This window comes from Myroides sp. LoEW2-1 (assembly GCF_009767705.1).
GTDB lineage: Bacteria > Bacteroidota > Bacteroidia > Flavobacteriales > Flavobacteriaceae > Flavobacterium > Flavobacterium album_A.
Genome location: NZ_WSPP01000141.1, coordinates 1 through 12,865, shown reverse-complemented (window position 1 = coordinate 12,865; position 12,865 = coordinate 1). Strand labels below are relative to the sequence as shown.

The window sequence follows — 12,865 nt, the reverse complement described above, 5'->3', positions numbered from 1 at the left end:
GATTTATAATAATTTAAGAAAATTTTACCCTTTCTTAGTCTAAATATGAAGTAATTTTGTAGAGAAAATTAAATTAATAATAATGTCAAGTATACAAAAATCAGAGGCTGATGTTGTTTTGATAGGTGCTGGAATTATGAGTGCTACTCTAGGTGTCCTATTAAAAGAGCTGAAACCAAATTTAAAAATAGAGGTTATTGAGCGTCTCGACAGTACAGCTGCCGAAAGTTCCGATGCAATGAATAATGCTGGAACAGGACACTCTGCGTTTTGTGAATTAAATTATACGCCTGAAAGAGCAGATGGTACCATCGACGCTACAAAGGCTATCAATATTGTTGAGCAGTTTGAAGTTTCTCGACAATTTTGGACATACCTATTAAATAAAAATGTTTTAAAGAATCCACAGAGTTTTATCCATACTGTACCTCATATGAGTTTTGTTTGGGGAAAAAATAATGTAAATTTCTTGAGAAAACGTTACGAAGAATTACAAAAGTATCCATTGTTCCACGGTATGGAGTTTTCAGATAATCCTGAAAAAATCAAGGAATGGGCTCCATTATTAATGGAAAAGAGAGAGCTTAAAGAGAATTATGCTGCTACTTATATGCCTCTTGGAACAGATATGAATTTTGGTGATTTGACACGCCAAATGTTTCAACATTTGGAAGAAACAGATGGAGTAAATGTGACTTTTAATACTCATGTAAAGGATATTACAAGAAATGGTAAAAAGTGGCAAGTATCTTCAGTAGATAGAAAAACAGGAAGTAAGAGTGAAGTTTCGGCAGATTTTGTATTTGTAGGTGCTGGAGGTGGAGCTATTTTATTACTTCAAAAAGCAGATATTCCAGAAAGTAAAGGTTTTGGAGGTTTCCCTGTTGGAGGAGAATGGTTGGTATGTCGCAATCAAGAGATTGTTCAAAAACACTTAGCTAAAGTATATGGATTAGCTTCAGTAGGTGCGCCACCAATGTCTGTACCACACTTAGATACTCGTTTTATTGATGGTAAGCAGTGCTTGCTGTTTGGTCCTTATGCTGGTTTTTCAACTAAGTTCCTGAAAAAAGGTTCTTATTGGGACTTGCTAAAATCTTTAGAGTTTAATAATATAGGTCCTATGTTAGGAGCTGGATTGAGAAATATGGATTTGACTCGCTATTTAATTGGTGAAGTATTACAATCTAATAAATCAAGACATGAATCTCTTAGAGAATACTTTCCTGATGCGAAAGATGAAGACTGGACATTGGAACAAGCAGGTCAACGTGTACAAGTAATTAAAAAAGATGCTAAAGGTAGAGGTATCTTGCAGTTTGGTACTGAAGTTGTCGCAGCAGGTGATGGTAGTATAGCAGCATTATTAGGTGCTTCTCCAGGTGCTTCAACAGCAACTTCTATTATGGTAAAACTTCTTTCTAAGTGCTTCAAAGATGAATTTGAATCTCCAGAATGGCAAGCTAAGTTCAAAGAAATGATTCCTTCTTTTGGAATGAGTTTGAATGAACATCCAGAATTAGTGGCTCAGGTAAGAGAAAACTGTTCAAAAGCTTTAAAGGTATATCCTCATAATAAGTAATCTATTTTCAATAGCTATATAGAAGCCCTTGTGATAACAAGGGCTTTTTTTATGGGTATAACTTCCAGATCGCTATTAACCCGGATTACGCATTAGCCAAATACGACAAAGCAATTCTAGTTCATATCTTTTCATTAGTTCTAAAACCATACTATCGTATGCTTCACTTAATCATTCAGAGCTATTTTGTATAATTACTTTTCGTTTATATCTCTATCGCCTAATTTGGGATTAATTAAAACAGATGACATAGATTCTACTTTATCACTGCTTCATTTACTCTATTCCCCATGCTGTAGGATGCTTTTATCTCCCACCCAGAGCTATGTAGTATAGTTACTCTTGCTTAGTTAGCAACTGTAACTTTGAAGAAAAAAAAGCAGTTAATTAATTAACTGCTTTTGCTTCTAAAAGAAAGTGAACAAGTTCTTTTAAAAGAGTATATATATTTGGAAATATTTTACCAATTGTTCGCTATGAGGTTGATTTTGTTGTTTTTATATCTTCTGCTGGGAGTGGAACTCCAATCTTTATGCAAATTTGTTACTTTATGATTAAAGCAATAGAAGTATTTGATATGTGCGAAATCAAGTTTAATTCTTTCAATAAGCTTTGTGATTAAATCTGTACACATTAATTTCTCCTCGTTGTTAATGACAAGGTACATTATTGGAAGTTTGTTATTTGGCTTACTTGAATTTAATGTGATCTGATTTGTAGTAATCTGTCCTAAGAGCTTTTTGTTTTCGTAAATCGAGTATATGCAAAAACTTGTTCCAAAATCTTTCTTATCCGAAATTAGCTTATCGGAAAAATAAAACGGATATAGGATACCTTGGCTATTTTCATTATTAAGACTACGCTCTTTATATAGAGTGTATAATTTATTTGAATAGACAAAATCTTCTTTTTTCATTTTTGCACAATTTAAAGATACGTTTAAAGGGGATATTTATAATCCCCATTATATCTTTGTTTTAATACATCAAAGATAGTTTTAGAATTTATATTTAATATGTACCTTTAAGCTTCAATTATGTGCAATATGTTTGTTTTGTCTTAAATATTACTTAATGAAACGCGATAAGTTAACTGTACAGGCTATTCAGTCAATGTTTAACCTTTATGATCACCAAAGGGTAGAAGGGGTTTTTATTACTAATGATATGAATCAGTTGAGAAAGCATTTTTCTGGAAATCAACATTTATTTGATGGATTGATGATAGGAATGTGTTTTGATGGAAGTAATAGAATAAAAGTCAATCATTCAGAGTATTTTGGAGAAAAAGGAGATTTAATGATTCTCCTTCCGCATACCTTGATAGAATCTGAATTGATAAGTCCCGATTTTCGTACGATTACCATTGTTATTTCATTAGATTTTATTGTCTCCTATCCAATTCTACGTGATTTTATATCGAATGAATTTGTTCGCAATAATCCGATTGTCAAGCTAAGTGACTTGCAGTATTCTTTAATGATGGATTATATGAGCTTTTTACAACGATATTATTATGAGGCATTGATAACAGATAAAGAGGAGGTTTTGAGGCATTTGATATTTGCCTTAATAAGTTCAATCTCGAAAGTATATAGAACTCTACCAGAATCTTCTCGAAAATTTAAAGATCGTAAAGACAAGATTGTAGATGATTTTTATGTGTTGCTATCCCAGAACTACAAAAAAGAACGAGCGGTTTCTTTTTATGCAGATAAACTGTATTTAACGCCAAAGTATTTGACTACTGTGATTCGCGAGCGCACAGGTAAATCGATATTGGCTTGGATTAATGAAGCAGTGATTATATATGCCAAGTTTTTATTAAAAAGTACAACAATGACTATTAATGAAATAAGCCAAGAGTTGCAGTTTAGTGATGCATCTGTATTTTGTCGTTTCTTCAAGCGATATGCTCAGAAGACACCCAATGAGTATCGATTATCATCGTAGTTTTACTTAAAATAAAGCTAAATAGCAATTGTTTAATTCTAAAAAGAGGTATTTTTATACTAACAAAAAAGATATAACTATGGAAAATAAGTTTGATAACAAAGAAGGAAAGGATAGAGCAAATATATTGGATGATTTGTTTGATATGGCTAAAGAGGTAGCTGGAGATCTTTCAAAAGGCCTAAAAGAATTAGGAAATAATGCTGATAAGATAGAACAATTCTTGAAAGAGGGCATTGATACTGCTAAAGGAGAGGCTTCTGAAATTTATAGTAAAGCTAAAGAAGAAGGTGCTCAAGCTTGGTCTGAATTTAAAGGGGAATACAGTGAGGCTAAAGTGAAAGCGAAAGTAGTATATGAAAAAGCGAAAGAGGAAGGATTTAGTACATGGGAGGAGTTTAAAGAGGGCTTTAAGAATGTAAGAGAAGACGTTAAGAAAGAGAGTGAGGAAGTGGTTAATCATGTGAAAAACATGTATGAGAAAAGAAAAAATGGCGGATTTGATAGTTATGAAGATGTGACAGATCATCATCAAGAAGAAGAAAAAGATACAAGATTAGAGCATGGTGATACTAACGCTAAGAAAGAGCAATAGTATTTAGTCTACTAATAGCATTGAATAGTTTTATTAAGTGTTATTTTTATTTGTTTTTTGAATGATAATTAGTGAAGGTACTTGCAGTAAGCTATATGTTTATTTGAAAAATAATTGTAAATTAAACATATAATTAAGTAAAAAATAAGTTAGCTATGATAATGATTTATTTCCATGGGTATGGTTCGGATAAAACTTCTCGTAAATATGAAGATTGTAAAAGACTTTTTAAAAACTCCTCTAGTTTTTGTGTCGAATGGAATCCAGAATCAGATATTAAGAGTATTTTAAATGTTGTTGATGCAGAGTTATCTGAACAAGAGCAGGTAATTTTAATAGGGGATTCGACTGGAGCTAATTTAGCTTATCAACTGAGAGAAAAGAGGAAGGAAAAGGGATTGAAGTCTATATTAATTATGCTAAGTCCTTTGTTAGATTTAGATTCAAGACTCAATAGTAAATTGATATTTAGCGATAATCTCAGAGAGAGTATTCTAAAAATTAATAATCCTGAAGATGCTTTTATTATTGTGGGAAAACAAGATGAAGTATTAGACTTTGTTGATTTACAGGATAAGATTACTTACAATAGTGAAATTCTATTTGTAGAGGACTCTCATAGATTGCCGAAGTTTAGAGACTATTTAGGATATATTAATCATTATGTACAGCGAAAATTAAAGTACGAGTATTTTTAAGTAAAACACTTAAAAAAAGAATAAGTAAAAGGGAATGAGGTGTTTGACTTGTTCCCTTTTTTATAGGGAATTATTTATAGCTTACTATTTTTAGACATGTATACTGAAGAAGTCTTAAAAAAATAGTAAACTTGTAGGAAATACAGAATATTATGGCAGGTAATACTTTTGGTAATCGTTTTCGAGTTACAACTTTTGGCGAGTCTCACGGAGATGCAATAGGAGGAGTGATTGACGGTTGCCCAGCTGGAATTGAATTAGACTTGGTGGCAGTTCAACGCGAACTTGATCGTCGAAAACCAGGGCAATCAAAGATTGTGACACAAAGAAAGGAAGCAGATGAAGTACGTTTTTTGTCTGGAATTTTCGAAGGGAAAACCACAGGAACTCCAATTGGTTTTATAATTGAAAATACAAATTCTAAGTCAAAGGATTACGATCACATTAAGGATATATATCGTCCAAGCCATGCAGACTATGTTTATGATAAGAAGTATGGACATAGAGATCACAGAGGTGGAGGAAGAAGTTCTGCGAGAGAAACAGCTTGTCGTGTTGTCGCTGGTGCGATCGCTAAACAGGTACTTGGCAAATTAAGTATTACAGCCTTTGTTTCTTCTGTTGGGGAGATTAAGGTTACTGCGCCATATACTGAATTAGATTTTAATGAAATTGAGAATAATCCAGTACGTTGTGCAGATCCTTTGATTGCTAAACAAATGGAGCAGCTTATCAAAGAAGTAAAGAAAGACGGGGATTCGATAGGAGGAACTATTACTTGTGTGATTCAAGGGGTACCAGTAGGACTTGGGGAGCCTGTATTTGATCGATTGGATGCAGAGTTAGCCAAAGCAATGATTGGCATTAATGCGGTAAAAGGAGTAGAGTTCGGATTAGGATTTGAGGCTACTAGGATGAAGGGGAGCGAACACAATGATGAAATACTTCCTAATGGGCTTACAAAGACAAATAATGCAGGAGGAATAGTTGGAGGTATTAGCAATGGAATGGACATCTATTTTAGAGTAGCGTTTAAACCTACTGCAACTTTAATGAAAGATCAATTATCTATTAATACACAAAATGAAGTTGTGACAGTCCAAGGGAAAGGTAGGCATGATGCTTGCGTATTGCCAAGAGCTGTTCCGATTGTTGAAGCAATGGCAGCTATTGTTATGTTAGATATGTATATTGAGCAATATGGTAAACTGAAAATGTAAAACATTAGTTTGTTTACATCTACGATATATGAAAAGTTTATTAGTGTTCTTACTTTGTGTGGAATATTAGTAGACTTTTTTATTTTGTGATTCTTTAGTGGAGTTGTAGTCTATACTTTTTTAAATGATGTATAGATTAACTGCGTTTGTTTTTAGAATAAGAGGGTTATACAAGTACCTTCACCTGCTTTTGATTGTATGTCAACTTCTATATTGTGCTGTTCGAAAATGCGCAATGCCAGAGATAGACCTATACCATGCCCTTTAATATCGCCTACATTTTTGCCTCTGTAAAACGTTTGTCTAACAAGAGGAAGGTCATCTTGTTCGATGCCTCTCCCATAGTCTTTAACAATGAGTTTTAATCGATTGTTATCTGTAAGTAGGGAGATGTCGATAGGTTTTTTCTGCGAATACTTAACGGCGTTTTCGATGATATTGTAAAGTGCTAAGTGTATTAAGGTATGGTTTCCGTATATCTTTAGAATATTGAAATCTTTAACTTCAAACTGTAAGTTGAGTTGTGTGTTTAGCTTGTTCACTTTTGGTTGAAGTGCATCAAAAATATCCCAGACAACTTCGTCAATTCTAATTTCTTCTTTTGTATTCTCTTTATTGTTTAGTCCTGACAATAGGAGTAGATTACTCAATATGCTTTCAATACGATAGACATTTTCTAAAGCGTCATTTGCCACTTTTTTGTATTCTTCAGGTGTTCTGTCTTTTTGGGCAAATACTTCAAGATTACCACTTATGGCAGTTAGTGGCGTTTTAAATTCATGAGAGGCATAGTTTATAAAGTTCTTTTGTATGATAATACCTTCTGAAAGTCTGTGTAATAGTTTGTTATAAGTTGTGATTAATTCTGCTAATTCATCCTTTGTGTCAGGAACTTCAATACCTTCTTGAAAGTTATTGTAGTTTATTGAATTAACTTGATCTATAACCTTTTTGAAAGGTTTATAAGCGACATTTGATAGGTATTTGCTTAAAAAGTAAATGCTGATAATCCCCAAAGTGAAGACACTGAGAAGGATAAGTACCAAGCTGCTTAGCTGTTCGTTAAAATCTTCTTTTGATTCTTTTATAAAGACGACAAAATCTCCTTGATTATCAGGGTAAAAGATACCGTGATAGAAATAGTCTTTTGTAGTGAAGTAGTATTCTTTATTATTTCGAACAAGTTCCAATATAGCGGATGTTATATTTTCGTCCCCCAATAAGTGCCCGTACTCGACTTTATTCTTGTTGTTGAATATTGCAACATTTACACTTTGTATTGTCGCTCTAAACTCTTCTTTTATAGCTGAGTGTTCATAAGAAGGAAGTTCATCTTGCTCAAGGTAATAAATACCAGAGAGTAGGGTTGTGTTTTTTAATTGGGAAATTGTAGAGTACATCGTCTTTTGGTAAAAGGCGATAAAAATGACTAAGGAAGTAATGAAAAACACTATTCCAAATGTAAATGTACTATAAAGGGTTAAGCGCTTGCGAAGTTTCATAACCTAATTTAGTCTTGTAACATATATCCTGTTCCTTTAATGGTGTGTATGAGTTTACCTTTGGATTCATCCAATTTACTTCGGAGATAAGAAATGTAAACATCGACAACATTTGTATTGGTGTCATATTGAATGCCCCAAACACGCTCGAGGATCTGGGTTCTTGAAACTACTTTGTCTTTGTTTTCTAAAAGGTATAATAGCAGTTTATACTCTCTTGGCGAAAGATCTACTTGCTTCCCATTTTGTGTTACCAAATGCTTCTCAGGTTCAAGTTTAATATCCCTACAGATAAAAAATACTTCTCTGTTTTCGTAGTTAAACTTTGTTCTACGCGTTAATGCATTTATGCGAGAAAGTAACTCATTGAAGTGAAAAGGCTTTGTTAAGTAGTCATCTGCACCATTGTCGAGGGCTTCTATTTTATCATTAGTATCACTTAAAGCACTTAATATTAGTATAGGGGTGTAGTTTTTCTTAAAGCGAATCATTTTTGTCAATTGTATACCGTCAATTCCAGGAAGCATAATATCCATTAATATTAAGTCCCAATCATTTTGCATAATGAGTTCTCTTGCTTTTTCTCCAGTAGAGGCAAGTTGTACGCGCATTCCATTTTCTTCCAAACCCTTAATGATGAACTCGCTTATTCTACTGTCATCTTCTACTAATAATATATTCACAATTATATTTTTTCTGAGTTTGATTTAATAAAATCAGTTACTAAATAAGCTATTAATTTGCCAACTAAATGGTTGTTTGTAGGAAAATCTAAAGATGGAGCTCCTTCACATATATGTAAATAAGTTACATTTTTTGACTTCCCAAAAAAGTGTATAAACTGGCGCAATTTTTCTGAAGAGAAACCAGCAGGAGATATAGCACTACTCGCCACTAAAGGAATAGCATCTAAATCTATTTCTATTCCATAAGGAGCATACTCAATGTGTTTTTGTGCTGTGACTAACTCAGTTTCAAATGATTTCTCTTTTCGAATCCTTATTTGTTCAAAAGTGTTGTACTTTACTCTTTCTGCATGTGCTTTGATCTCAGAGAAAACAGATTTAGAGGTATAGTTTTCGTGTAACCCAAAGATGAAATAGTTTTTCAAAAAACCTTCTTCAAAGGCATAAGAAAAACCATTACCACTGTGTCTACCTTCTAACGGTCTAAAGTCTGTATGTGCGTCAAAGTTAATAGCGTTGATAGCTTTTCCTTTTGCCAAGGCACTACCTTTTATATTGCCATAAGCATTATTGTGACCACCACCTATGACAATAGGAATTTTATTTGCGGCTACAATCTTGCTGATGATGTGTGAAACTTCTTTGTCGATTATTTGTACTAATTCAAATAATCGTTTACGTTGCTCTTTAATACTTGCATCTAATAATGCAGCTTCCTTTAGTTCTTGTTCAAAATTTAAATGACCAAGAATAGTAATCCAGCTCCCTTTACAAAAGCGATTGTGTTGAATGTTTAAAAAGGAACTTAAGAAGGTTTGCCAAGCTGAGTCAGCACCAGGTCTACCAAGATTTGCTTTGACACCAATATCTTCAGGGATTCCAAGAACTACGTATTTGCTTTCATGCGTTTTTAGCTCTTCTTCCCAACAACTTGGAGATTCTAATAAGCGAACGCGTTCACCGAATTTAATTTCACCATTTCTAAAATTAGTAAGTGAAATTAATTCGCTTTTAGAGAGAAGTTTTAGTTTTGTACTTGACATAAAATTGTGTCTTAGTTATTTTGTTTAAACAATTGCGTTTTTCCTTTTAAGATCACTTGATCAATTAGATTTGAACCAAATGCATATGGCAATTCATAGAATGAATTTAGTGGCTTGGTGATTATTAAGCTTGCTTTTTTTCCCTTGGTAATACTTCCGTAATCTCTTTCTACTCCCATAGCATACGCTCCATTAATTGTAGCTGCATTAATAGCTTCTTCAGGTGTCATCTTCATTTTTATACAAGCAGTTGAAACAACGAAATTCATATTTCCGGAAGGAGTCGTCCCAGGATTGGAATCTGAAGCTAATGCCAGTGGTAGGCCTGCATCAATCATTTTACGTGCTGGGGTATAAGGAATAGATATAAAGAATGAACAGGTCGGAAGTGCGACAGGCATTGTTTTGCTATCTTTTAAAATAGCGATATCTTCATCCGTTACAATTTCCAAGTGATCAACAGATAATGCATTATTCTCTACACAGGTTTTAATTCCTCCAATTGCAGTAAATTGATTTACGTGTACTTTGGCTACCATACCATATTCTTTACCCACTTGAATAATTTTTTCAGTTTCTTCCGGTGAAAAATAACCAGTTTCTAAGAAAGCGTCAATGAAATCAGCCAGTTTTTCTTTTGCTATTGCTGGGATCATTTCGTTAATCATTAAATCAATGTATCCTTGGTGGTTCTCTTTGTATTCAGCTGGAAAAGCATGAGCTCCTAAGAATGTAGCTCTAATTTCAATAGGGTAGTTCTCTTTTAGTTTTTTTATTACTCTAAGCATTTTTAGCTCAGATTCAAGTGTTAATCCATAACCTGATTTAATTTCAACTGCACCAGTACCTAACTGAATAATTTCTTCTAATCGCTTTTTGGATTGGTTATACAAATCTTCTTCTGAAGTTTCTTGTAATTTTTTAGCAGAATTTAGTATTCCGCCACCTCTGTTAAAAATTTCTTCATAACTCAAGCCATTTATCCTGTCTACAAACTCAAGTTCTCTGTTTCCAGCGTAAACTATGTGTGTATGACTATCCACCCAACTTGGTAAAACGGTCTTACCAGTTGCATCTATGATTTGGTCAAAGACTACATTTTGAGGTAAATCTGCCATAGGACCATAGTCAATGATATCTTCATCTTTAACAATAAGATAAGCATTCTCAAGCTTAGGAAGTGTTTTCATCTGCTCTCCTGCTAATTTATCTACATGTTGTTCTCTGATTTGAAGTAATTCTTTTATATTTTTGATTAATAGTTTCATTTGCTATTGTATCTCTAAGAAGTTATTTATAGTTCGTGAAGTTAATTATCATAAACCTTTTAAACAAAATTAATATTGTGGGACGAGTTAAATATAAGAAAATAAGAAAACTTCAACCAAATTCTCTTGAATATTCTGGTGCTTTTCCTGAAGTACCAATTAGTATGCAGTTATTCGTATATGATGAGGATAGTTTTGAAGAATACAATGACTTGAGCTTGAGTGAAATTGAAGAGGTGCTTAAAAAATCGAATCCCAATGCAATTAAGTGGTTTAACTTACATGGATTACACGATATTGACTTGTTAAAAGAAGTGGGTAGTTTCTTTGCTATTGAAAATTATATCATGGCAGAAATTTTAAACTTTGCGCGTAGAACAAGAGTTGAGGAGCTTGATGAGACGATGTTTTTTAGTGTCAAAGCAATTTTGCCTTATACTGTAGATGATGTTTATGTTAATGTCGAGCAGATAAGTTTTATCCTAAAAGAAAATATCCTTTTGTCTTTCCAAGAGAAAAAGGGAGATTTTTTTAATTTAATTCGCGAGCGTATTCGACTGAAAATTGGTCAAGTTAGAAAAAGAGATGCAGGCTATTTACTATATGGGTTAATGGATTCATTGATGGATAGCTTTTTGGTTACTCTTGATATGGTTGAAGACAATGTAGAGAAGGTTTTAGTAGAAGCTCGTGTGCAATATCAGAAAGAGATAATCATACGAATTGAGGAGTATACGCAAGAGTTGAATGATATTAAGCGCGCAGTAATTCCCTTGAGAGAGGTTCTGTATAATTTAAGAACACAGCATGAAAAAAGCTCTGGAAAAGCAATTATAAGCAGATCGAGTATCGCCTTTTTTGAGCGTTTACAATATAAATCGAATGAAATCTTAGATCAGATTGAATACAATTTGAATAAGTTAGATAGTGCCACGAATTACTTTTTTTCTTCGCAGAGTAATCGAATGAACGAAATCATGAAAGTCTTGACTATCGTCTCTGTTATATTTATTCCTCTAACTTTTATTGTAGGAGTGTATGGGATGAATTTTGAGAATATGCCAGAGCTCAAAGATCCAAATGGATATTACTTTACTTTGTTAGCCATGCTTGTTATCGTCATCTTAATGATTGGGTATATTAAATGGCGAAAGTGGTTTTAGTTAAAAGTAAAAAGATGCAATAGTGTTTAATTATTGCATCTTTTTATTTATACCATTATTTACTTTCATTCCAATAGTAACTATCTGGGTAGATTCTCTGCCCAAAAATAGCAGTTCCAACGCGAATAATTGTCGCTCCTTCCTCTATAGCTATTTCCAAGTCGTTGCTCATTCCCATTGAGAGTTCGTTGACTTTTACGTCGGGAATATGGAGTTCGTTAATTTGCATTTGAATTTTCTTTAAAAGTTTAAAACAAACCCTTACTTTTTCATCCTCAGCACTAAATAATCCAATTGTCATTAAGCCCTTTATCTTCAAAGTGTCAAATTGTGCTACTTGCTTTGTAAATTCGACAGCATCTTCTGGTGAAATACCGAATTTACTCTCTTCATTAGAAGTATTCACTTGTATGAATACATCTATTGTTTTATTCTCTTTAGATAGACGTTGATGTAGCTTTTCTGCCAAATCAATGCGGTCTAAGGATTGTATACAGTTAACATCGTATTTGAGGATATCCTTGATTTTATTTGTTTGCAAGTGACCGATAAAATGCTTTTGATGCTCTACTGTCGAAAGGATTTCGAACTTTTCTTTTACTTCTTGAACTTTGTTTTCTCCAATTAAGGGGAAGCCTGCTTCAATAGCTATTTTAATGTCTTCAGCGCGAACAGTTTTTGTTGCTAATAACAATTTAACATCTCGGGGATCTCTATTTGATTTTAGACAAGCAAGTTGAATTCTATTCGATATGGCTTTTAAATTATTGAGAATATTTTCTTTCATGGTAGTTTGATTTTTACATTGTGTGTAGCAATAGAATAAAGATACGCTATCACTGTGAGATTATCTCCACCAATGGTAGTAATTGTGTCCCTCGTCGTGTAAAAATCCACATTTTGGGTATAGCGTATTCCCAATGTGGTTTGTTTTTTCTGTTTCCAGCATTAGACCACAAGCACCTGTTTCTATACACCATTCTTTACTGCGATCTATTAATCCTATGGAAATCCCTTTTCCTCTATATTCGGGTTGTACATAGAGATCACTTAACAATAGCGTCCTAAATAAATTTAGTACATAGAATATCCTCCCACTTTAGTAGGATACGAGTATATATATGATGATTTTTAAAACAGAACCCCCTGTTGTAAT

At 33.3% G+C, this 12,865-nt stretch carries 12 protein-coding genes and 1 pseudogene; 6 read left to right on the top strand and 7 right to left on the bottom strand.

Annotation, left to right across the window (positions count from 1 at the left end; genetic code table 11):
• The first annotated feature begins 82 nt into the window (after positions 1-82).
• Positions 83-1,582: a malate dehydrogenase (quinone) gene (gene mqo, locus GOQ24_RS08950; RefSeq protein ID WP_160339516.1), complete on the top strand. Its 1,500-nt coding sequence runs from the start codon at positions 83-85 to the stop codon at positions 1,580-1,582.
• A 460-nt stretch (positions 1,583-2,042) separates the two neighbouring features.
• On the opposite strand, the gene GOQ24_RS08945 is transcribed toward mqo, so the two are convergent.
• On the bottom strand, positions 2,043-2,498 hold the full coding sequence (locus GOQ24_RS08945; protein ID WP_155091878.1) for a hypothetical protein: 456 nt from the start codon (positions 2,496-2,498) through the stop codon (positions 2,043-2,045).
• 157 nt (positions 2,499-2,655) lie between these two features.
• Here GOQ24_RS08945 and GOQ24_RS08940 point away from each other — a divergent pair, with 157 nt between their 5' ends.
• The 4 genes from GOQ24_RS08940 (at position 2,656) to aroC (ending at position 6,047) form a co-directional block, all read left to right on the top strand.
• The gene (locus GOQ24_RS08940) at positions 2,656-3,534 is read left to right on the top strand and encodes a helix-turn-helix domain-containing protein (protein WP_155091877.1); all 879 of its coding nucleotides are present in this window, start codon (positions 2,656-2,658) and stop codon (positions 3,532-3,534) included.
• A 79-nt stretch (positions 3,535-3,613) separates the two neighbouring features.
• The gene (locus GOQ24_RS08935) at positions 3,614-4,129 is read left to right on the top strand and encodes a hypothetical protein (RefSeq protein WP_155091876.1); all 516 of its coding nucleotides are present in this window, start codon (positions 3,614-3,616) and stop codon (positions 4,127-4,129) included.
• 155 nt (positions 4,130-4,284) lie between these two features.
• The gene (locus tag GOQ24_RS08930) at positions 4,285-4,827 is read left to right on the top strand and encodes a YqiA/YcfP family alpha/beta fold hydrolase (protein WP_155091875.1); all 543 of its coding nucleotides are present in this window, start codon (positions 4,285-4,287) and stop codon (positions 4,825-4,827) included.
• Positions 4,828-4,979: 152 nt separating this feature from the next.
• Positions 4,980-6,047: a chorismate synthase gene (gene aroC / locus GOQ24_RS08925; RefSeq protein WP_155091874.1), complete on the top strand. Its 1,068-nt coding sequence runs from the start codon at positions 4,980-4,982 to the stop codon at positions 6,045-6,047.
• Between the two features lie 152 nt (positions 6,048-6,199).
• Here the strand turns inward: aroC and GOQ24_RS08920 are convergent, their stop codons facing one another.
• Genes GOQ24_RS08920 through hutI form a run of 4 tightly spaced genes read right to left on the bottom strand, consistent with a single transcriptional unit; the run spans position 6,200 to position 10,546 of the window.
• Complete coding sequence (locus GOQ24_RS08920) at positions 6,200-7,549, bottom strand: sensor histidine kinase (protein ID WP_160339515.1); 1,350 nt, start codon at positions 7,547-7,549, stop codon at positions 6,200-6,202.
• 8 nt (positions 7,550-7,557) lie between these two features.
• A complete protein-coding gene (locus GOQ24_RS08915) occupies positions 7,558-8,232 on the bottom strand; it encodes a response regulator transcription factor (protein WP_160339514.1) in 675 nt (224 codons plus the stop codon).
• 2 nt (positions 8,233-8,234) lie between these two features.
• Positions 8,235-9,278 (bottom strand): formimidoylglutamase, encoded by a 1,044-nt coding sequence (locus GOQ24_RS08910; protein ID WP_155091872.1) that lies wholly within the window; start codon positions 9,276-9,278, stop codon positions 8,235-8,237.
• A gap of 11 nt (positions 9,279-9,289) precedes the next feature.
• Positions 9,290-10,546 (bottom strand): imidazolonepropionase, encoded by a 1,257-nt coding sequence (gene hutI, locus GOQ24_RS08905; RefSeq protein ID WP_155091871.1) that lies wholly within the window; start codon positions 10,544-10,546, stop codon positions 9,290-9,292.
• Between the two features lie 77 nt (positions 10,547-10,623).
• Between hutI and corA the strand changes: the two genes are divergently transcribed.
• Positions 10,624-11,709 (top strand): magnesium/cobalt transporter CorA, encoded by a 1,086-nt coding sequence (gene corA / locus GOQ24_RS08900; RefSeq protein WP_160339513.1) that lies wholly within the window; start codon positions 10,624-10,626, stop codon positions 11,707-11,709.
• A gap of 55 nt (positions 11,710-11,764) precedes the next feature.
• Here the strand turns inward: corA and GOQ24_RS08895 are convergent, their stop codons facing one another.
• Both GOQ24_RS08895 and GOQ24_RS08890 read right to left on the bottom strand, forming a co-directional pair.
• Positions 11,765-12,496, bottom strand: coding sequence for a YggS family pyridoxal phosphate-dependent enzyme (locus GOQ24_RS08895; protein WP_160339512.1), 732 nt, complete (start codon positions 12,494-12,496; stop codon positions 11,765-11,767).
• Between the two features lie 60 nt (positions 12,497-12,556).
• Positions 12,557-12,772 (bottom strand): annotated as a pseudogene (locus tag GOQ24_RS08890) (GNAT family N-acetyltransferase); the annotation flags it as partial.
• Between the last annotated feature and the right edge of the window lie 93 nt (positions 12,773-12,865).

Bases quoted from the DNA above. Each gene is read 5' to 3' on its own strand.
- mqo (WP_160339516.1), top strand. From the start codon at position 83: ATGTCAAGTATACAAAAATCAGAGGCTGATGTTGTTTTGATAGGTGCT.
- GOQ24_RS08945 (WP_155091878.1), bottom strand. From the start codon at position 2,498: ATGAAAAAAGAAGATTTTGTCTATTCAAATAAATTATACACTCTATAT.
- GOQ24_RS08940 (WP_155091877.1), top strand. From the start codon at position 2,656: ATGAAACGCGATAAGTTAACTGTACAGGCTATTCAGTCAATGTTTAAC.
- GOQ24_RS08935 (WP_155091876.1), top strand. From the start codon at position 3,614: ATGGAAAATAAGTTTGATAACAAAGAAGGAAAGGATAGAGCAAATATA.
- GOQ24_RS08930 (WP_155091875.1), top strand. From the start codon at position 4,285: ATGATAATGATTTATTTCCATGGGTATGGTTCGGATAAAACTTCTCGT.
- aroC (WP_155091874.1), top strand. From the start codon at position 4,980: ATGGCAGGTAATACTTTTGGTAATCGTTTTCGAGTTACAACTTTTGGC.
- GOQ24_RS08920 (WP_160339515.1), bottom strand. From the start codon at position 7,549: ATGAAACTTCGCAAGCGCTTAACCCTTTATAGTACATTTACATTTGGA.
- GOQ24_RS08910 (WP_155091872.1), bottom strand. From the start codon at position 9,278: ATGTCAAGTACAAAACTAAAACTTCTCTCTAAAAGCGAATTAATTTCA.
- hutI (WP_155091871.1), bottom strand. From the start codon at position 10,546: ATGAAACTATTAATCAAAAATATAAAAGAATTACTTCAAATCAGAGAA.
- GOQ24_RS08895 (WP_160339512.1), bottom strand. From the start codon at position 12,496: ATGAAAGAAAATATTCTCAATAATTTAAAAGCCATATCGAATAGAATT.